Source organism: Vibrio sp. 1CM2L, assembly GCF_023161695.1.
GTDB classification, from domain to species: Bacteria; Pseudomonadota; Gammaproteobacteria; order Enterobacterales; family Vibrionaceae; genus Vibrio; species Vibrio coralliirubri.
This window is the reverse complement of record NZ_JALNTT010000001.1, coordinates 544,972-563,894: the sequence shown is the minus strand read 5'-3', so window position 1 is coordinate 563,894 and position 18,923 is coordinate 544,972. Positions and strand designations below refer to the sequence as shown.

The following is an 18,923-nucleotide window of genomic DNA, read 5'->3' as shown; positions in this document are numbered from 1 at the left end:
GTTTGGGTTAGGAGGCTAGCTCAATCAGAATGCTGCTTTATCCTCCTTAGTTAAGAAATTCGGGGCGTAGTTGTTGTGGTATGTGAGCTGCTGCTCAAAAAGAAAGGAGGTACTGTTGTTTGTCATTTACTTCAATGTATTGGGAGCAACCGTCGTTAAAAAGGGGAGATCATGTCTCCCCTAACAAGCAGGTATATTTTAATTGTTTGTTGTTGAATCTATTGTTTAGTCACAGAAACTACGGCTTTCTCCACATTGTCATCCAGCTCGTGAATCGCATTCAGAGTAAAGGTATAACTGCCCGCTTCTGTTACGTTCAATTTACAATCTCCCGCGTTGCCAATGCCGATAGATCCATCTGCAAGTTCAACTGAATTACAACCAAGATCAAGCTGTTCCCAAGTAGCGCCGCTAAACTTGAATCCATACTCTTTTGCTTCCAAAGTCTTTGTTACAGAGTAAACACCGTTGCCAATAAAGCTCATTGCCCAATCATCCGTTGCGCCCCATCCATTCATGTCACCTTTAACGTAAACGGTTGTTTGGCCGTATGGCGGAATGCTCGATACATCCTTGCCTGAGTTATCAACCGGCAAACCAGCACCTCGTGCATCGCCTTGAACTTGTACAAATACAGCGGTGGTTAATGCAGGGACTGTGAAGGTTTCAGCGGCGAAGCTTGCACCTTTTACAATGTCATCTTCAGAGCTTTGTTGAACGGTGTGAAGTGTAAAGCCTGTTGCTCCCGTGATTTTGAACGATTGAGATTCATTGGTTGAGTTTACAACTGCCACAATCGCATCATTTGCAGGGTCAAGATCGTCGCCCGCAGACACACCATCATCGATCGACATGACAATCAGGCCTTCGACTTGATCTTCGCCAACGTTACGGAAGTCGACACGCTTCATAACTTCGTCAGCTGTATCTAAGCGGAACAGTTCGCTTGAGCTACGGATCTTTAATAGCTCTAGGAATTGCTGCTTAGTTAACTCAATGTCGTCTGCGTCTGGTTTAGCCGCGCTGTCAGCAATGATAGTTTTGATCAGATCCCAGTTGGCACCATCTTTGTCTTCACGTGGTAAGCCAACATTCCAGTTGTTGTTAGTACCATCAAACATTACGCGGTTGTACCAGTCACCAGAATCGTAAGAGTCGCGCTGCATAGACTTTGAACGTAGCAGTTCAGAACCCATATGGATGAATGGTATGCCTTGGCCTAACATCACGGTAGAAAGCGATACAGACTGCATGCGAGCACGCTCTGCAGAGCTAGTACCAGTGGCGATTTTGTATGCGTTGTTATCCCAAAGCGTTTGGTTATCATGTTTCGACACGTAAGAGATGTTCTCTGAAGGCATCTTGGTGTAACCAGCTGGCGCGCCGTTGTAATCAACGTTTTTACCCAGTTTGGTATCGCCTTTGTAATCAATCAGTACGTATTCTGCGAGGTTACCTGCCATACCTAAACGAACAAGGTCTTGGTTATGCAAACGACCATTGATCGAATCTTGATCAACTTTGGTTTCTTCATTGGCAATCGCTGCGTTACCAAAGCCTTGGTTAAAGCGAAGTGGGTGGTTGCCTTCTGAATCGACGCCACCGTCGAACGGGCTACCACCACGAACGGCGTCACGCAAACGGTCTGAGAATGTACCGATCTCAGTACCTGCCATATTGATTTGGTTTGCTTGATCGAAGCGTGCGTTATCCGCTACTTCGCCAAAGTCCCAACCTTCACCGTAGAACAGAGTATTCGGGTCAATTTTACGCACTTCTTCCAATGCTTCGACCATCACGTCTTTTGGCTGGTGACCCATCAAGTCAAAACGGAAACCATCCACTTTATAATCGTCAGCCCATACCTTGAGTGAGTCGACCATCAATTTACCCATCATCAGGTTTTCGGTCGCAGTGTTGTCACAACAAGTCGAGTTTTCTACGCCACCAGTGTTGACGTTAAGACGGTGATAGTACCCAGGGACAATTTTATCCAGTACCGACTTATCGTTCACACCAGACGCGTTGGTGTGGTTGTATACCACGTCCATGATCAGCTTGAGATCCATGTCGTGCGTGGCTTTCACCATCTGACGGAATTCGAGAATACGCTGCGAACCATTAGGATCGGTCGCGTAACTTCCCTCTGGCACCGTGTAATGGAATGGGTCGTAGCCCCAGTTGAAGCTATCAAGCATACGAAGGTCATTCATTAATGCTTGTGCGTCACCCGTTGAAGGGTTATAACCATCGAGTACGTCTTCGATGACTTTGTTTTCGTCTTCGCTTCCACATAAGGCAGCAGTCGGTTTTACATCACACAGTTTGCCTACGGTGTCGGTGATATCAACACGGCTCGCGGCATCTTCATCAACGGTAGCGATATCAAATGCTGGTAAGATATGCAGCGTGGTTAAACCCGCATCTTTCAGAGCTTGTAGGTGTTTGACCGACTCACGATCGGCTTCTGTGAGAGCGAGGTATTTTCCATTTAGGCTAGCTGTGCCGAGCTTATCGCTGAAACTAAAGTCACGTAGGTGAGATTCGTAAAGTACGTGGTCTTCGTCTTTCTCTACGGTTGGTCGTTCGTAGTCGTCCCAGCTCGCTGGTTTCAAAGTTGAATCATTCAGGTCAATCACTTGAGAGTATGCCGAGTTTTTCGACAAGCTGAGAGAGTATGGGTCGGTTACTAGGCGAGTTTCGATATTGCCTGTAGTTGGGTGGTAGACCTTCACTTGGTAACGATAGTAACTGTTGACTGCATTAGACACCGCGTCAGTCGCCCAAATACCCGTCTCAGTGTTTTCCGTCATTGGGATCACTTGTGAACTTTGCAGATCTTCGCTGTACAAGACGAGTTCTACATCTTGCGCGGTTGGTGCCCAAAGCTTGAAGGTCGCAGCACTGCCTTCAACAATCGCGCCTAGTTCTTCACCCATTGCATTACCAGCATCTTCGCTAGCAAATACCGCATCAAGCACACCTGGCTTTTGAACCTCAGTTGAAGAGATAACATCGCCATTGGCATTATAGGCAACAAAAATTATCTGAGATTTTAAGATGGTGCGTAATGTGTTGTCGTCAACGTCGATAGCAAGGGCAGGTAAGCTTGCAAGGTGGCGGAAACGCTCTTTCAATTCAGAAGACAATTCCCCATCTTTGCTCAGTTCAATTGCAGTGCCACCAACGATCTCTTTGTCGTCGTTCATCGTGATGCTGTTATCGAGTGCGTAGAACAGTTTCACCGAGTCGGCATTGCTAGCGGCTTCCCAAGCAATGGTGGTCGCATCTAACCAATGTGCTTTTTGACCGTCAATATTCACAGGGCGCTCTGAAATTGGGTCGTAATATAACTCGCTACTGCCGTGGAATCCGAATACACCTTGCGAATCACCAAGTTTGGTTAACTCGATCTTTGAATTGGCACTACCAAACGCTTTTTCGTCGCCATTGTGCAAGATGAAATTCATGCATTTGTGTGGGTCAGAAGCATCAGGATCTACTTTCAATACATAATAGGCACCGTAAGTATCGCTGATACCATCGTATTCGTAAGGGCTGTTCCAATCGGTTCCGGTTTCACTCAACCCCATTGCGACTAAGTCTGTGCTAGTACAACCTTCGCCATTCCATAGGTGAAGTCCCCAACCGTCGTAAGTAGAGCCTGAAGTGCTTGCGGCTGCAACGTCACGTTTGTAATAAACAACAACTTCGTTTTCGCCTGCTTTGTATAATCCATCATTGCCTGCGTCGATGTCATTGTCGCTATCACTGCCACAACCTGCGATCAAAGTAGCGGTGAATAGCGGTAAAATTGCTTTGGCCAAAGTCGAGCGCTTGAAGCTTCTCTTTTTGGTCACATTGAAGGTATTTCGTAGAGAGATAATTTTATTAATATTTATGTTGTTCACGTTTTGATATCCATATTTCACTTTTTATGAAGATAAATATCCTAGCTTTAACCAAGGTCAACTATTTGTGATGGCAATGTATAAAGTTATTTTTAATTCGTAAATATAGGAAACCTAGCGTCAATATCACGCTTTGTATTTGGTTGTTGTTAAATTAATTGGATCAATGACTCATTTGTTTAATATCAATAATGTAGGGCGTAGAAGCTAGGTGTAGTTAATAAGGATGAGAGCTCATCCTTATTAATGTGAGTAATATATCGAATTGAGAGAGTGTTAATTTTATATGGGAATTAAGTTATTTATCAATTGATTTAAAGGGAGTTGTTCGGTAATTAATATTGATAGATATATTATCCATTAAAGGATAACACCCAAACCAAAGACGCTAGCGGTTTCAATTCAATATTAAAGTTGCCAACACTGTTCTCAATGTCGAGCACTTGTTGTGCTATGCCTTCAATATGTTCATTGAGTATGTAACGACCATCAACTAATTTGAGTTTTTGAATGACGTCATGTGAAATCTCTAGGTGAATACTTTCGGTGGTATGTTGGCTGAAATTAGCAGCAACAATGGTTAGCTCTTGGTGGTCATAGCGCAGAAATGCGTAGACTGAATCACTCAAGTTACTGCACTGGTGTAAGTCTTGGTAATCACCTGTCATCGACGAGTGCTCTAGCGAAAAGTTCATTACCTTTTGATAGAAGTGACGCAGTTGCTTTTCTTTATTGGTTAGTAACTCACCATCGAACGCACCATTATTCATCCACTTTTGGTGTTGTGGGACGCCAATGTAGTCAAATATGGAAGTTCGTGAGGGCTGTCCAAAGCCTGCATTCTCTGCACCGGGTTCTCCGACTTCTTGCCCAAAGTAGATCATGGTTGGAGAACTACTCAATAACGCGCTGACTAGCATCGCAGGCTTTGCGACATGTGGATTGCCAACGAACTCGGGAGAAGCGATGCGTTGCTCATCGTGATTGTCCAAGAAGTGCAGCATGTGATGTTCAATATCCATCATTTGATGTTGGATTTCAGGGATGATTGCCGTTGAAGCCTTGCCTTGCATGATGGCTTTGAGACCATCGTATAGGTCAACTTTGTCGTATAGATAGTCCATTTTGCCTAAGTGAATGTATTCGCGGTACAAGTCCGGCTGATACACCTCTGCCATCAGAAAGGCATCTTGGTTTTTCATCTTTATTGATGAGTTTAGGTAGCTCCAAAACTCAACAGGCACCATTTCAACCATGTCGTAGCGAAGTCCATTAACACCTTTGTCTAACCAGAACAAAGCGATATCTCTGAATTTAATCCAAGAGCTAGGTACAGCGACCGATTCCCAGAATTGGTGATGCTCTCGGTAATCGCGTTGGGCATAGTCTTTGGGGAGCACAGGGAAATCTTTTGAACCGTCAGGGCGCACACCGTAATTGATCTTCACGGTTTCATACCAATCGTCGAAATTAGGTTTAGCTAAGCGTGATCCATTGCCCGTCCATTTGGCTGGCGTTTCGATAAACGGGGAGCTTAGGCTAGGGTGCTGTTCACCACCTAGCGGCGTAAAGGCGGGCTTTATGTCTGGCAATTCAAAGGTGCTGTTGGGAATATAGTAGAAGTTATTGTCTCTGTGGTATTCCAGCGTTGTGTCATCTTGAGCGCCGAAGTCACTGACACCTTCTGGGTTGTTCAAGCCTTTATAATGACGCGCAACGTGATTAGGGACGATATCGATGATCACCTTTAAGCCGTTGTCGTGGCTTCTTTTGATTAATGCCTCAAACTCTTCCTGACCGTGCTCGGGGTTGTCGGCGAGATCTGGGTTTACAGAGTAATAATCTTTGACGGCGTAAGGTGATCCTGCACGGCCTTTCACTACGCTCGGGTGATCGTCTGAAATCCCGATGTGTTTGTAATCATTGATGATGGCGTGATGTGGCACCCCGGTATACCAAATATGAGTCATACCGAGTTTGCGGATTTCAGACAGCGCTTTGTCGGTAAAATCACTGAACTTACCGACGCCATTTTGCTCGATTGTGCCCCATGGAACATGTTGGGTGTTTTTATTGCCAAATAAACGCGTAAAAACTTGGTAGATGGCGTACTTTTGGTTGTACATATTTATAATTCCTTTAACTTCCATCATGTTATGTAGGGATGAAAGGGCTTGTTTATTCTTTGCAGGCTAACCGAATTACAATATGCCTTACTCATCCTTATCAAAATCTACAGGGCGTAATTGCTACAGTATGTGAGCTGTTGCCCAAAAGGAGTCATGTTGTCTTCATCTATTCAAATCGTTATCACCTATTTGGTTCTGGTGGCGGTATCTGTGTTGTTTACAGAAAGCTCTAAAGCGCTGTTGGTGTGGTATTTGGTTATCGGTGTGGTGACGTTTTTTGTGTACGCAAAGGACAAGCGAGCAGCGATCAATGGCAATTGGCGTGTGCCAGAGAAAACCTTACATATCTTGTCTGTTGCTGGTGGCTGGTTAGGGGCGTTGATTGCTCAAGATAAGCTGCGACATAAAACGCAGAAGCAGCCATTCAGAGCGATATATTGGGTGACAGTGGCAATGAATGTTGCGGCGTTTGTGTGGACGTTAACTCCGAGCGGGCAGGCGACGTTTGGGCGTTGGCTTAGCGAGGTTATTGGATACTTGTAAAGTGATGGCTAGTAATCACTTACTAACCATCATAGGGAAGCTATTTGTTACAACATCGGAATCGTTGAGGCTAACAGCAACCCCGCCATACCGTAGTTAAAGCTTTTGATGCGGATGGGTGTTGTTAACCAGTGTTGCAGTTGCTTGCCTGCAGCTGTCCAGAATGTCACTGACGGTAAGTTGGCTAGCGTGAAGATACCTGCGATGATCGCAAGCTCCCACCATGAACTGCCGCTGCTATAGACTGAAATTGCCGTCAGCGCCATCGACCAACCTTTCGGGTTCACCCACTGAAAACTTGCCGCGCCGATGAAGGTCATTGGCTTATAAGCCTCGGTGCTTTTGGCTTTGCCGCTCAGTGCTATCTTAATTGCAAGGTACACGAGGTAAGCAAGGCTTAGGTATTTCAATATTTGGTGCGTAACCGGATAAGCGTTGAAAATGCCCATTAAACCAAAGCCAACTAATAGCAGCATGGCTGCAAACCCTAGAGCTATGCCGAGCATGTGCGGAATGGTACGAGCAAAGCCAACATTCGCACCAGAAGTCATGAGCATGATGTTATTTGGACCTGGCGTGAAGGTCGAGACGAACGCAAACAAGGCAAGTGCGCTAAGTTGTTCTAAAGGCATTATGGTTCTCCAGCAAAAAAATGAACGAAGTGACTGACCGGTCATGACTTTCACGTGTTGAGAAACATAGTAGGTGGAAAGTGAGGCAATTATGTGCTTTTATTTCCTCTATTATCACTAAATGCACAATAATAAGTACTTATGGATAGATTTGACGAAAGGATATTGCAAGAGCTTAAATTGGACGGCAGAATCTCCAACATTGAGCTTTCAGAACGGATTGGCTTGTCGGCTTCTGCGACCTTAAGACGCGTCCAGGATCTTGAGCGTAAAGGTATCATTCAAGGTTACCGTGCGGTTCTGGATAATGGGCTGATGGGTGTCGGTTTTATTGCTTATGTTTCGATTGGTTTATCAAGCCACAGCAAAGCGGCTCAGCTGGAGTTTGAACAGCACGTCAGTATGGAAAAAGAGGTGGTGGAGTGCCACAACATTACTGGCGCCAACGAGTACTTACTAAGGGTAGAAACCAAAGACCTACCGGGCTATAAGAAGTTTCATGCCGATGTGCTTGGGGAATGTGCTCAGGTGCAATCTATTACGACTATGGTTGTGATGGATACCCCTAAAGACGAACGCTAGTCGAGTTTTATTTCAGGAGAGGCGCAGTGCCAAATACCAATCAGTTGTTATTGTTCTTAGATGTGGTTCAACAAGGGTCGTTTACCAAAGCGGCAACCTTGCACGATATGGACAACTCATCACTCTCTAAACAGATCAAAAAGCTCGAGCAAGATTTAGGTGTTCAGCTTCTGAACCGCTCTACACGCTCGTTTTCGTTGACGTCGGCAGGGGAAGATATTCTCGCACAAACCTATGTGCTTAAAGACACCATCAATCAGATTCAAGGCATTGCAGATTCATACCAGTCAGAGCCAAAAGGCGTGCTACGAATTACTTCACCGATCTATTTTGGGCAGCAATATCTGCAACCTATCATCACTCAGTTCATGAGAAAGTACCCGGATGTTCAGATTGTACTCTCACTAGACGATAAGATCGCCAACATCATTGCAGGACAGTTTGATATCGCGTTTCGCTTCAGTAAGCTTGTTGAATCGAATTTGATTGCGAAGAAGATTGCCGACAGTAACTTCATGTTGGTCGCATCGAACGATTTTGTGAAGGAGCACGGTGAACCGAAAACGCCACAAGATTTGCTCGCGCTACCTGCTGTGATTTATACCAATGGAGATATGACGGTTGATCATCTGCGTATCAGTGAAGAGCCGCATGGCGACACTTTTCAAAGCCTGACGATTCGTGGCAACTATAAGGTGAGTGATGTTCGCACCATGGTCTCTTGTGTGAAAGATGGCTTAGGATATGGCTTCCTTGATCAATCAAACCTGTATGCCTCAATGAAAGAGCTCGGCTTAGTCACTTTACTTCCTGATTACCCGATTTCGACGATTGATACTGCAATCTACGCTGTGTATCCGCACCGTAAACAGACAAAACTGGTCAAAGAGTTCATTACCACGGTTCAAGACTATATCGGCTCTCCGACGATTTGGGAAAAGATGCAGCAAGGTTAGCTGGATTTCTAATCGTTCAAACATAAAAAAGGAGCCAGAACGTCGAACGATCTGGCTCCTTTTTTATTGTTCCGACTATAACTGATTTACAATGTAAAGCTTAGCTATAGCTGGCGTGAACGGCTCATAATCACTAATACCTATCAATGCTCATGAATCACTTCTTTACCACTCAGATAAGCTTTGGTACCCAGCACATGACCGTCGACTTCTTTGCCATAGTAGCCTTGGTGGTTGTGGTAACGCTTAACATTGCCAGCAACATCACCCTTGTATCTAGGATCTTGTGGGCGTTCATGACTATTCACAAATGCAGCCACATCCCAAGCATCTTGAATCGAAAGCTGCTGGCTCTTTCCAAGCGGCATGTTTTCATAGATGAAGTAGGCAGCGGTGTTCACGCGGTGCATACCCGCGCCCCAGTTATACGCGTTTTCGCCCCACAGTGGTGGGAAGTATGAACGGCCGTCAGCTCCTTTAATGCCTTCACCATTTTGACCATGGCAGGTTTGGCAGCTGGTTTGGTAAACCTTTTCACCACGCGCTATTGACGGCTCTTGTTCAGGGTTATCAATCTTAGGGTAGCCACGCCCTGCCAGTTTACTGCGGTCATCGATTGGGTATTTGCTTAACAGCTCTTCAGGGAGAGGGAAGCTTTCCGCTTTACCACCGACTTGTAAGTCAACATCGCTGATCTCAGGGACAGGCGTGTCTTGCATGCCGTTCTTGTCTAAGATGCCGCCCATCGCCAGCCAGTATGAATAAGCCGTTAGTGCGACCATCTCTTTTGAACCCTCAGCCGGTGGCAGGCCGTTCATTGAGTAGGTGAAGCAACCTTGGATACGTTCTGCGTAGCTGTTTACCTTGTCGTTCTTGGAACGATACGCAGGGTAGGCCATGTACGCACCCCAAAGAGGTGCTGCGTTAGGCTTCATGCCCGCTTGCATGTGGCAGTTTACACAGTTTTGTTCATTGCCGACGAATGTACCACGCATCTGTTGTGAATCGACAAACAGGGAATAGCCCAGTTTTACTTTATCGCCAAATTCCCCATCAGGAATATCTACCAAGTCGCGTGGCACCAGGTATTTATTATCTTGTGGTTTTTCAACGGCGGGCAGTTCGGTTTGGCGATCGGGCAACTCAGCTTCGGCATAAGCGATTCCAGAGGCAAGGGTTACGGTAATTAGAAGTAATGTTTTCATGCGAGCCCTTTAGTATCGGAAAGATGCGAAGTAGTAAGAGAGATTTTTGATCTCATCGTCGGTCAACTTGCCGGCGATATTACCCATCATGTTCAAATCATCACCCTTACGAGTGCCGTTTTTCCAAGCGTTGAGCTGAGTCTGAATGTAGTCGGCATGCTGGCTCGCTAGGCGAGGGAATTTGTCTACGCCCATACCACTTGGCCCATGACAGGTTGCACAAGCTGGAATGTTTCGATCCCAATCGCCTTGGAATACAAGTTTACGATAGGGATTGTCGATATCGGCTTGTGAGCCGCGTTGTTCTAAATCGGTGAAGTCGTATGAAGATAATGAAGCGAAGTATTCTGCAACTTCACGACGAATCGCAGGATCAGAGACACCATCAGCCATGCCTTTCATGATCGCGCTTTGACGCTCACCACTTGAGAACAGAACAAGCTGATGTTCGAGGTAATCAGCATTGAGCCCTGCAAGCATCGGTGCGATGTTGGGCATGCCTTTCCCGTCGGCTTGGTGGCAACCGCTACAGGTTTCTGCGGCTTCTGGCATTGGATTAGGCGCTGCTTGTGCAAAACCGGATAAAGAAAGGCTTCCTAGAGCAGCGATGCAAAGCGTTAGAGTTTGAGTTTTTATGTTCAGCTTAATCATGAGGCGTCGCTATTGGTTGTAATGCACGCATTTTCGACATAATTGGTTGTTCGCGCTATTGTGGATTTCCACATTAATTCACTGGGAACTTGAGGTAAGTCTCACATTAATAACCTCAATCACCACAATGGTATTAGTGTGGATTTCGATAGGCGAATCCAACTACCGTTAACGAAGTGCAAGGGAACTGCCATGTTCGCCTCGGTGTGACTGCTTGTTAAGGCTCTTTTATGGCACCGATTGTATAAGCATAGACGCTTGATGGGGCTAGGAGAGAAACTTGCAGGGAAGTGATGTAAAGAATTGATGGTTGGGCGTTGAATAGCTTAAAAAGAAGAGCAACCTCGAATGGCGAAGTTGCTCTACTGTGCTCAGTCTTGATTTGACTGAAATAGGGGAGGTTTGAACGTCTAGACTTTGTAGATTTTAGCCGGAAGCGCTTGTCTTGCTGCTGCGCCCACAACCCAATCCAACATCACGCCTTTGCCTTCTCTGGTCGGGTCAATTAAGCCAATATCATTGATGTTAACGCCATCGTTCGACTTCATCTTCACAGGTTGTTGTGTATCACCGATCCAGTGCGCACGCTCACCGAGTTCTTTATGACCAAAGCCGTGTTCAAAGCCTAATGTACCGGGTTTGATGCCATCAATCACCATCGCCAACGCATGTGTGGTTGAGCTCGGTGTTTCAATAGCAAACACGTCACCGGTTTTGATACCCGCAGAAGAAGCGTCTTGCGGGTGGATGTAAACCGGATTTACTCCTTTAATCGATTCCAAGCGTGGTGACAAATTAGAGACCGCACTGTGAATATTGGACTTAAAGTTGGTTAGCGTAAATGGCCACTCTTTTGCTGGGAACTGCTCTGCCAAAGGTGTGCCATCTGCCAGCTTTTGTGGATACCATGTCGGGCAACCCATGTACTGCTCACCACTGATGGTGTTGCGAGAAGTACCGAGCTTTTCATTCCAAATAGCCAGTGGTTTGGTCCATTTGTACTTCATGGTTTCATTGGTGTAGGCATTAGTGGCGTCTTCAAAACGACCGCCACGCGCAAAGATATACGCTACTTTGAGCATCTCTTCGGGCTTGAGCGTTTTGTTCATCACAGGCACTAGGCGTTCTAGACCAGACCAAACAATATCTTCCGCGTCTACATTCGGCACGCCACCTTTTACGAACGCTAAGTTAGCAGCCGAGCGCAGGTAGAAGTCTTCAGCGCTATGAATACCGTGCCAGTTACCTTGATTGTCTTTGATTACGTTGTCGCCGAAGCCACCTAGGCCAAGCGTTTTCGCTAGATCAATAAAGAAGTTCTCTAGGTTGATGGCACGTCCGTCTTGAGTGCGTGAGGTTTTAGGTTCGACAATCGGCCAGCGAGCGGTGATCGCTTTAGTTGCAACGCCATGCCAAGGTGTTGCCATGCCCCAGCTTTCGTAGGTCACTGTGTCTGGCACGAGGTAATCCGATAACGCTGTGGTCTCATTGATGAAGGCATCGATAGACACGATCAAACCAAGCTGTTTTGGATCCTTAAGCTTTTCACCCAGCAAGTTGTCTAAACCCGGAACACCATAAAGTGGGTTCGCCATGTGGTTGATCCATGCCTTTGCTCGGTAAGGGTAGCCATCAATTGCAGCTGATAAGTGCTCAGTTAAAAGCGGTGCTGAGATTGGGTACCACGGCGCGCGCGTTGGGTAAGGTGATTCACCTGCGGCAACGCGACGCTTGTATTCGCTGGTTTTTTGATACGGGAACTTGCTGCGGGACAAGAACACACCTTGAGGCTTAGTCTTACCTTTAAACTTGGTAAAGTCGTAACGTGGGCCTGCAACCGAAGTTGGGTAGCCGCCCGCTTTCGCCATCGCACCGCCTTTCGCGTTGATGTTACCGATCAGCGCGTTCAGCATCAGAATAGAGAACGAGTTGTAGAAGCCGTTGGTGTGCATGTTGCCACCGTGAGTATCCACGACTGCTTTCGTACCGTAGCTGGTAAAGCGTTTTGCTAGCGCAATAATCTGGTCTTGTGGGATTTCACACTGCTCGCTGTAGTAAGCAAGGTCATATTTGAAGGCTTCTTCTTTCAATCTTTGTAGAGAAGATTTAACGCGAACAGTCTGACCATCAACTTCTACGTCTTGATCGACGAACAGAGCCGCTTCATTCACCTGAATATGTGATGTCAATAGTGACGTTGTCACATCTAATGCTATAAATCCGTCATCGTCAGACATCGGTTCGCCTGTTTCTAGCAAACCTATATCCGATGCACGAAGCATACGTCCATTTTGTGGGTGTGATTCGTCACTGATCACGAGGTGAGATGCGTTACACCAGTGTGTGGTGCCTGCTTTCTTCATCGCTTGCGCACTTGGGCGAGACAAGAAGTCGTGATTGTAGCGCTGGTTGTCGATGATCCACTGGATCATACCCAGAACTAATGCTGAGTCAGTGCCCGGCTTGATCGGCAGCCAGTTGTTGCGATCGCCCGCTGCAAGGCTTGAAGATCCTGCCGGAAGGCTTGGAGTGACAATGGTGTAGTTGAGTTTTCCGTTGGTACGAGCCTCTGCCAATTGTCTTGCTTGACGCTTAAACGGGTTACCCGCTTGAGCTGGAGACATACCGATGAAAAGAATGAACTCTGCATTGTTGAAGTCGGGTTTTAAGTGCGAGAACTTGTCTAGATCGTTCATGATCGCGCCAGAACCCGCGCGGAACGCGTAGCCACAGTAAGATCCATGGTGACCAAAGTTACGTGTGCCGTAGCTGTTAAATGCAAAGCGCTTCAAGATGTCGTCACGGCCTTCATTTCCGGCATTAGTCACCAATAACTGGTTCGCTTTTGGACCGTATTCAGGGTTGTTTGGATCAAGTGGTGTTTCGATGTCGCGAATCGATCGCAAGCCTTCAACTTCGCCTTCTCCGAACAAGTCACCACCTTCGGTGACCTCAGAGATAAGTTGCTCGTAGCTGATCGGTTCCCACTTACCTTCACCACGTTTACCAACACGTTTGAGCGGTTGAGTGATTCGGTATGGGCTGTTTTGAATCTCTAGCATGCCATTACCACGAGCGCAGGCTGTCGAACGGTTATTGATACCAGATTCACCAGACAAGCCAATGTAGGCGTCTTTTACTGGTGTTTTGAACGGGATTTGCTGATCACTTGATAGCGGGTGATACGGGTTACCTGAGATACGTAAGATCTCGTCATTGCGATTATCGATTCGTACACGCAAGCCACACAGTGTCCAGCAACCAAAACACATTGAAGGTGCCACGCGTTGGTTTGGATTTGGCGAGATCTTACCTTGCTCATCGACACTGTATTCCGTCTCTAACGAATTACCGTGATGGATGTGATTGGTTTTCTTGCCAGCTGTGCCATCGATAGCACCGTGAACCATGTGCTTTGTGGTTGTCGCATAACCTGCAGCAAAAGCTCCAACACCACCGGCAGCAAGGCCTGTTTTCAAAAATTGACGACGTTTGTTATCCATGATGATTCCTCAGACTACAAGCTATGTGAACGGTTAAGTGGTGACGATGATGTATTTTGGTTTGGCTTCAATATTGTCTTAGGTGTAGATCGAGTTGACACGATCTCAGAGGCGAACAATGCAAGTGCTAACCAAAGGCTACACATACCAACAATGCCGAGTAATCCTGCGCTACCCATCGGCAGTTCATAAGGGAATGCACCCACATCAAAACGGGGAATGGTTTGAACTTCCATCATGGTGACCCAACGTACCGCCCATGCTGAAACGATGGTCGCAAGCGCAACACAGATAATTCCTAGCTTACTTTGCGATAGGCGTTGTAGTGGCAGCACTAAGATCATGCACAGCAAAATGCTGGTGGTCATGATGCCTAGGTTTATACCCCAAGCGTCGTTCTCATACAGGTTGAAATGACCATGGTTAGATGCCCAAATCGACGTAAGAATGATCGCAAGTCCACCCGTTAAGGTAATAGTTCTTTGTACCAGAGCGAGATCTGTTGGTTTTAAGCTTGGCTTGCTTGAAGGCAGTAGAGCCCAAATAAATAGAGTTAAACCTGTTGCAGCAACGAATGCCGTCGTGAACCAAAGCAGTGGAGAAGCCGGTTGATGCCAAAGTGGTCGGCTCGCCAAAATCGCAATCTCTGCACCTGTATAAAGCGCGATGCTTAGGCCTGATAACGCAGTTGCAGCGGCTAATGCAATCATCACTTTTGTCGATACCTGCCATTGGCCCAGTGTTAACCAAGACAAGCGTTTTAGAAGTGGGTTTTCACTCTCTTTGAGCTGTGCGATGTCATCACGCAGGTAAACCCAAGCAGTCGCAACAGCCAGACCAGAAAACAAAGGTAGGAACAGAGAGCCCAATGACATCCATGACCAAGGTGTGATGTGAGCGTAGAAGTGCCACGCACGTCCCGGTTGGTGTAAGTCACCAGTGAGGGCTAATGGCCCAACAATCGCGCCAATGGCCATCACAAGCACAAGGGCAGAACGGAATTGGTGACTGGTAGAGTTTTTGAAGATAAGTGCAATCAAAAACAGAATAGCCGCCGCGTAAGCCGAACCTATGTAGAAGAAATACTGAACCGCCCACGGTAGCCAAGCGATCTCTTGAGCGGGAACTAACACCTCAGTGATATTCATGCTGTCTCTCCTTGTTTGCCTTGTGTCGCGATTGCCAATTCTTGTTTGCTAGAGGATGAGTTATCGATGGCGGCTGGATCATAAATCGCAGGCTGACCTTCGATATGGCTAACGAAACGCTCGTTCATGCCGATATAGAAAACATGTGGGTTGGTATTTTGCTCTGGCTTGAGCACCTTGATGTCGTCTTGGTTTTCATTAAGCAGGCGGTTGATCTCGCTGTTTGGATCTTTGAGGTCACCAATAACGCGCGCACCACCAACACAGGTTTCGACACAAGCGGGCAGCAAGCCATCTTCAAGGCGGTGTGCACAGAATGTGCATTTGTCTGCGGTAAGGGTGTCGTTGTTGATGAATCGAGCGTCGTAAGGGCAAGCTTGAACACAGTAAGCACAGGCTACGCAGCGTTCGTTGTCGACCATTACAATGCCGTCTTCACGTTGGAAGGTCGCTTGAACAGGACAAACCTTAATGCACGGAGCATCGTCGCAGTGGTTACACAGACGAGGCAACATGAATGACTTCACGTCTTGTTGAGTAGTCGAACCATCATCAAGGGAGACTTCATACTGTTTTACGGTGGTTCTGAACTGGCCAATTGGCGCTTGGTTTTCAACGCTACAGCCAACAGTGCACGCCTGACAGCCAACGCATTTACGTAAATCAACTGCCATGGCGTAGCGTTTACCTACTTCGCCTTTGCGGTCAGGTTGGTTGTTATTGCGAATGGCTGTGCTTGCGACTGCGGTGTTGATTCCGGTGATGGGAATGAGCGCAGCACCAGCGGAAACCTTGCCGAATTGGCTGAGAAACCGTCTTTTCAATGAGTCCATGTTGGTACCTATAAATGACTATTCTATCTGTTGGGCTCATTGTCAGATTTTGGGCGTACGCGGGGTATTGTGGATTTCCACATACCCAGATCAAAGTTGATCTAGAACAAATGTGGTTTTACCAATCTAGCTGTTATGCTTTGTTTAAAGGCTCTATTTAACGTGTCGTCAATGCGTTATTTGAGTGTGAACATGCCGTCAGTGTGGAGAAAGAGATTTTAGTGACAGTCCGAAACCTAATATCAATCGTTAGCCTTTGTTGGTTGAGCTTAACTGCAGGAATGTGTTTAGCCGCTCAAACGGAGCAAGAGATTACAACGACAAACATTGTTGAGTCGGAGCAGGTTATTGAGGTCGGTGTGCTGGCTATCCGAGGCAAGCTTTCCGCGCAGCAGCGCTGGCAGCCGACGATGGATTGGTTGTCGGAGCGCATTCCCGGCAAACACTTTGTTCTCAAGCCTTTCAACTTAGAAGAGATGGCTGATGCGGTAAAAGGTGTTGAGGTCGACTTTGTCATCACCAATCCGGGTCAGGCGGTTCGATTAGGGCGTCAATATGACCTCTCTTGGATGGCGACCATGACCAGCCATAACTTCGAAGATCGAAGCATCAGCAATACCCGAAGTATTGGCTCTGCCTTGGTGGTGAGAAGAATGTCACCTTATATCTCGCTCGAACAATTGAGTGGTAAGCCGATTGCGGCAGTATCTGAAAATGCATTTGGCGGCTATCTAACAATGCGTTATCAAGTGATGCAACAAGGGCTTAATCCCAACCATTTTTTCTCTAACACCCAATTTTTAGGTTTCCCAATCGACGCCAGTTTGTATCAACTGCGTGAAGGACATATTGAAGCAGCTGTCGTACCAAGCTGTTTAGTTGAGAACATGATCAGTGAAGGTTTACTGGTGGCGGGGCAATATCGAATTATCGAGAATCAAGCGCCAGAAGGATTCCGATGCCAAGTGTCTACGCCGTTGTACCCCAACTGGTCGTTCGCCAAAACAGAGCGGGCTTCTTCGGCACTGGCCAAACAGATGAGTCAGGTGTTATTTGCGATGCCTAAGAGCAGTGCGCCAGCCATTGCAGCGAATGCATCGGGTTGGACGTCACCGACAAGTCTGCTTTCGATAGACAAGCTTTATCAACAACTCGACATGCACCCACTGCAACAACCTTGGTGGAAAGAAGCGTTAATATGGCTCAAGTACAATCAGCAGTGGGCATGGGCGTTCTTTATTCTGGTGGTGCTATTGAATGCTTACCACTTTTGGTTGGAATACAAATTCAGCCGCAGCAAAAAGCAGTTAGAAGCCACGCTGCATAAGTTAAAGAGCAAGAGTGAACAGCTAGAACATTCACAACGCATCGCAGTGGTTGGTGAACTTGGAAGCAGCTTAGCACACGAGATCAATCAGCCTTTGGCTGCGATTCGTAACTATAGCGAAGGTGGTTTACTGCGGATTTCGAAGAACAAACCGCTGACAGATATAGAGCCTGTATTTGAGAAGATTCAGTCACAAGTGGATCGTGCTGACGCAATCATTCAGCGCTTGAGAAACATGATCAAAAAACGCTCATCAGAGAAGTCTCAGACCGATATCGAGCAGCTGCTTACAGACACCATTGAGTTACTGCAATTCCGATTACACAAGCACAAGATAACCATTGAACGCTATGCCGTAGGTAAGCCTATCAAACTAAATGTTGACTCTGTGGGTTTGCAACAGGTGATTGTAAACTTGATCAACAATGGGACCGATGCGTGTAATGCACAACAGCATCGCGAACAAAGCGCTGCGTCTGATATTGATAACAAAAACAGTGAGCCGGCGACAATTAAAGTGATTACCGAGTATCAACCGGATAAAATAATGTTGTCGATTATCGATAACGGAACGGGCTTAGATTTCACTGAGCAAGAAGTGACTCAAGCCTTTGTGAGCAGCAAAGAAAACGGCTTGGGGTTAGGGCTCGCGATTTGCCAAGATGTTATTGAAGATCACAGTGGTCAAATGACGATCACGTCACTCACCCCACATGGATGTCATGTTGCGGTGACACTGCCTTTCTCTCTTTCAAATGATTCATAAGGAATCTTGTTATGTCTGAACTTCATCAAAGGCTTCCTGTCTATGTGGTTGATGACGATGAGTCGATGCGCGACTCGTTGGTGTTCTTATTAGAAGAGCATGATTTCACTGTGTCAGCTTTTGAAGATGGCCCCAGTTTTTTGGACTCAGTGGATTTGAGTGCGCCGGGTTGTGTGGTTTTAGACAGCCGAATGCCAGAGATGAGAGGGCAGCAAGTTCATGAGTTGATGGTGAAAGCGCAGAGCCCACTGTCGGTGATTTATCTGACGGGGCACGGTGATGTGCCAATGGCGGTTGAAGCCTTACAAGCCGGCGCGGTGAATTTCTTCCAAAAGCCAGTTAAAGGCAATGAGTTAGCTGAGGCGATCAAGCAAGGTTTGAACGCTTCTGAAAAGCACTTACACCTGAACGTGTATCGCCAAGCGTACGCGTCGTTAACCGAGCGTGAGATAGACATCCTCAAACAAATTATCGACGGTAAGCGTAACCAGAAAATAGCCGATGAATTGTGCATTGCAATGAGAACTGTGGAAGTACACCGAGCGAGTTTGATGAAGAAGTTTTCTGCGAAAACGGTCGCTGAGTTGGCATACATTTATGGGCAGCTTACCTAACCATAAATGTAAGAGATAGAGAGTGGGAAATCATTCCCTTTACTACTGAATTTCTGGTTAAAGGTGGTCTTCATAAGTAATCGATATTGAAGCAAGATCACACCATTTATGGAGTGCATACGG

The 18,923-nt window shown here is 46.6% G+C and carries 13 protein-coding genes; 5 read left to right on the top strand and 8 right to left on the bottom strand.

Annotated elements, in window-relative coordinates; genetic code table 11:
* Positions 1-218: 218 nt before the first annotated feature.
* Positions 219-3,860, bottom strand: coding sequence for a pullulanase-type alpha-1,6-glucosidase (gene pulA, locus MSG34_RS02315; protein ID WP_248336502.1), 3,642 nt, complete (start codon positions 3,858-3,860; stop codon positions 219-221).
* Positions 3,861-4,264: 404 nt separating this feature from the next.
* Entirely contained in the window at positions 4,265-6,037 is a 1,773-nt protein-coding gene (locus MSG34_RS02310; RefSeq protein WP_248336162.1) for an alpha-amylase family protein, read from the bottom strand.
* Between the two features lie 156 nt (positions 6,038-6,193).
* Here MSG34_RS02310 and MSG34_RS02305 point away from each other — a divergent pair, with 156 nt between their 5' ends.
* On the top strand, positions 6,194-6,583 hold the full coding sequence (locus MSG34_RS02305; protein WP_248336161.1) for a DUF1294 domain-containing protein: 390 nt from the start codon (positions 6,194-6,196) through the stop codon (positions 6,581-6,583).
* Between the two features lie 47 nt (positions 6,584-6,630).
* Here the strand turns inward: MSG34_RS02305 and MSG34_RS02300 are convergent, their stop codons facing one another.
* Positions 6,631-7,215 carry a LysE family translocator gene (locus MSG34_RS02300; RefSeq protein ID WP_048609838.1) on the bottom strand — a complete coding sequence of 195 codons (585 nt, stop codon included), beginning with the start codon at positions 7,213-7,215 and terminating at the stop codon, positions 6,631-6,633.
* A gap of 141 nt (positions 7,216-7,356) precedes the next feature.
* Between MSG34_RS02300 and MSG34_RS02295 the strand changes: the two genes are divergently transcribed.
* Together MSG34_RS02295 and MSG34_RS02290 are read left to right on the top strand one after the other, a co-directional pair.
* On the top strand, positions 7,357-7,797 hold the full coding sequence (locus MSG34_RS02295) for an Lrp/AsnC family transcriptional regulator (protein ID WP_009845852.1): 441 nt from the start codon (positions 7,357-7,359) through the stop codon (positions 7,795-7,797).
* Between the two features lie 26 nt (positions 7,798-7,823).
* A complete protein-coding gene (locus MSG34_RS02290; protein WP_059017577.1) occupies positions 7,824-8,753 on the top strand; it encodes a LysR family transcriptional regulator in 930 nt (309 codons plus the stop codon).
* 143 nt (positions 8,754-8,896) lie between these two features.
* Here the strand turns inward: MSG34_RS02290 and MSG34_RS02285 are convergent, their stop codons facing one another.
* The 5 genes from MSG34_RS02285 to dsrO all read right to left on the bottom strand — a co-directional run bounded on the left by MSG34_RS02285 (position 8,897) and on the right by dsrO (position 16,093).
* Entirely contained in the window at positions 8,897-9,958 is a 1,062-nt protein-coding gene (locus MSG34_RS02285; protein ID WP_248336160.1) for a c-type cytochrome, read from the bottom strand.
* Positions 9,959-9,967: 9 nt separating this feature from the next.
* A complete protein-coding gene (locus tag MSG34_RS02280; RefSeq protein WP_248336159.1) occupies positions 9,968-10,609 on the bottom strand; it encodes a c-type cytochrome in 642 nt (213 codons plus the stop codon).
* Between the two features lie 410 nt (positions 10,610-11,019).
* A complete protein-coding gene (locus MSG34_RS02275) occupies positions 11,020-14,112 on the bottom strand; it encodes a tetrathionate reductase subunit A (RefSeq protein ID WP_248336158.1) in 3,093 nt (1,030 codons plus the stop codon).
* A 14-nt stretch (positions 14,113-14,126) separates the two neighbouring features.
* Entirely contained in the window at positions 14,127-15,260 is a 1,134-nt protein-coding gene (nrfD, locus tag MSG34_RS02270; protein ID WP_248336157.1) for an NrfD/PsrC family molybdoenzyme membrane anchor subunit, read from the bottom strand.
* Entirely contained in the window at positions 15,257-16,093 is an 837-nt protein-coding gene (dsrO, locus tag MSG34_RS02265) for a sulfate reduction electron transfer complex DsrMKJOP subunit DsrO (protein WP_248336156.1), read from the bottom strand. The genes nrfD and dsrO overlap by 4 nt, the downstream gene beginning before the upstream one ends.
* A gap of 221 nt (positions 16,094-16,314) precedes the next feature.
* Between dsrO and MSG34_RS02260 the strand changes: the two genes are divergently transcribed.
* Both MSG34_RS02260 and MSG34_RS02255 read left to right on the top strand, forming a co-directional pair.
* Positions 16,315-18,186, top strand: coding sequence for a sensor histidine kinase (locus MSG34_RS02260; RefSeq protein ID WP_248336155.1), 1,872 nt, complete (start codon positions 16,315-16,317; stop codon positions 18,184-18,186).
* 11 nt (positions 18,187-18,197) lie between these two features.
* A complete protein-coding gene (locus MSG34_RS02255; RefSeq protein ID WP_050647760.1) occupies positions 18,198-18,800 on the top strand; it encodes a response regulator in 603 nt (200 codons plus the stop codon).
* The last annotated feature ends 123 nt before the right edge of the window (positions 18,801-18,923 follow it).

Excerpts from the sequence above, each read along its gene's own strand:
- MSG34_RS02310 (WP_248336162.1), bottom strand. The coding sequence starts at position 6,037 with ATGTACAACCAAAAGTACGCCATCTACCAAGTTTTTACGCGTTTATTT.
- MSG34_RS02305 (WP_248336161.1), top strand. The coding sequence starts at position 6,194 with ATGTTGTCTTCATCTATTCAAATCGTTATCACCTATTTGGTTCTGGTG.
- MSG34_RS02300 (WP_048609838.1), bottom strand. The coding sequence starts at position 7,215 with ATGCCTTTAGAACAACTTAGCGCACTTGCCTTGTTTGCGTTCGTCTCG.
- MSG34_RS02295 (WP_009845852.1), top strand. The coding sequence starts at position 7,357 with ATGGATAGATTTGACGAAAGGATATTGCAAGAGCTTAAATTGGACGGC.
- MSG34_RS02285 (WP_248336160.1), bottom strand. The coding sequence starts at position 9,958 with ATGAAAACATTACTTCTAATTACCGTAACCCTTGCCTCTGGAATCGCT.
- MSG34_RS02280 (WP_248336159.1), bottom strand. The coding sequence starts at position 10,609 with ATGATTAAGCTGAACATAAAAACTCAAACTCTAACGCTTTGCATCGCT.
- MSG34_RS02275 (WP_248336158.1), bottom strand. The coding sequence starts at position 14,112 with ATGGATAACAAACGTCGTCAATTTTTGAAAACAGGCCTTGCTGCCGGT.
- nrfD (WP_248336157.1), bottom strand. The coding sequence starts at position 15,260 with ATGAATATCACTGAGGTGTTAGTTCCCGCTCAAGAGATCGCTTGGCTA.
- dsrO (WP_248336156.1), bottom strand. The coding sequence starts at position 16,093 with ATGGACTCATTGAAAAGACGGTTTCTCAGCCAATTCGGCAAGGTTTCC.
- MSG34_RS02255 (WP_050647760.1), top strand. The coding sequence starts at position 18,198 with ATGTCTGAACTTCATCAAAGGCTTCCTGTCTATGTGGTTGATGACGAT.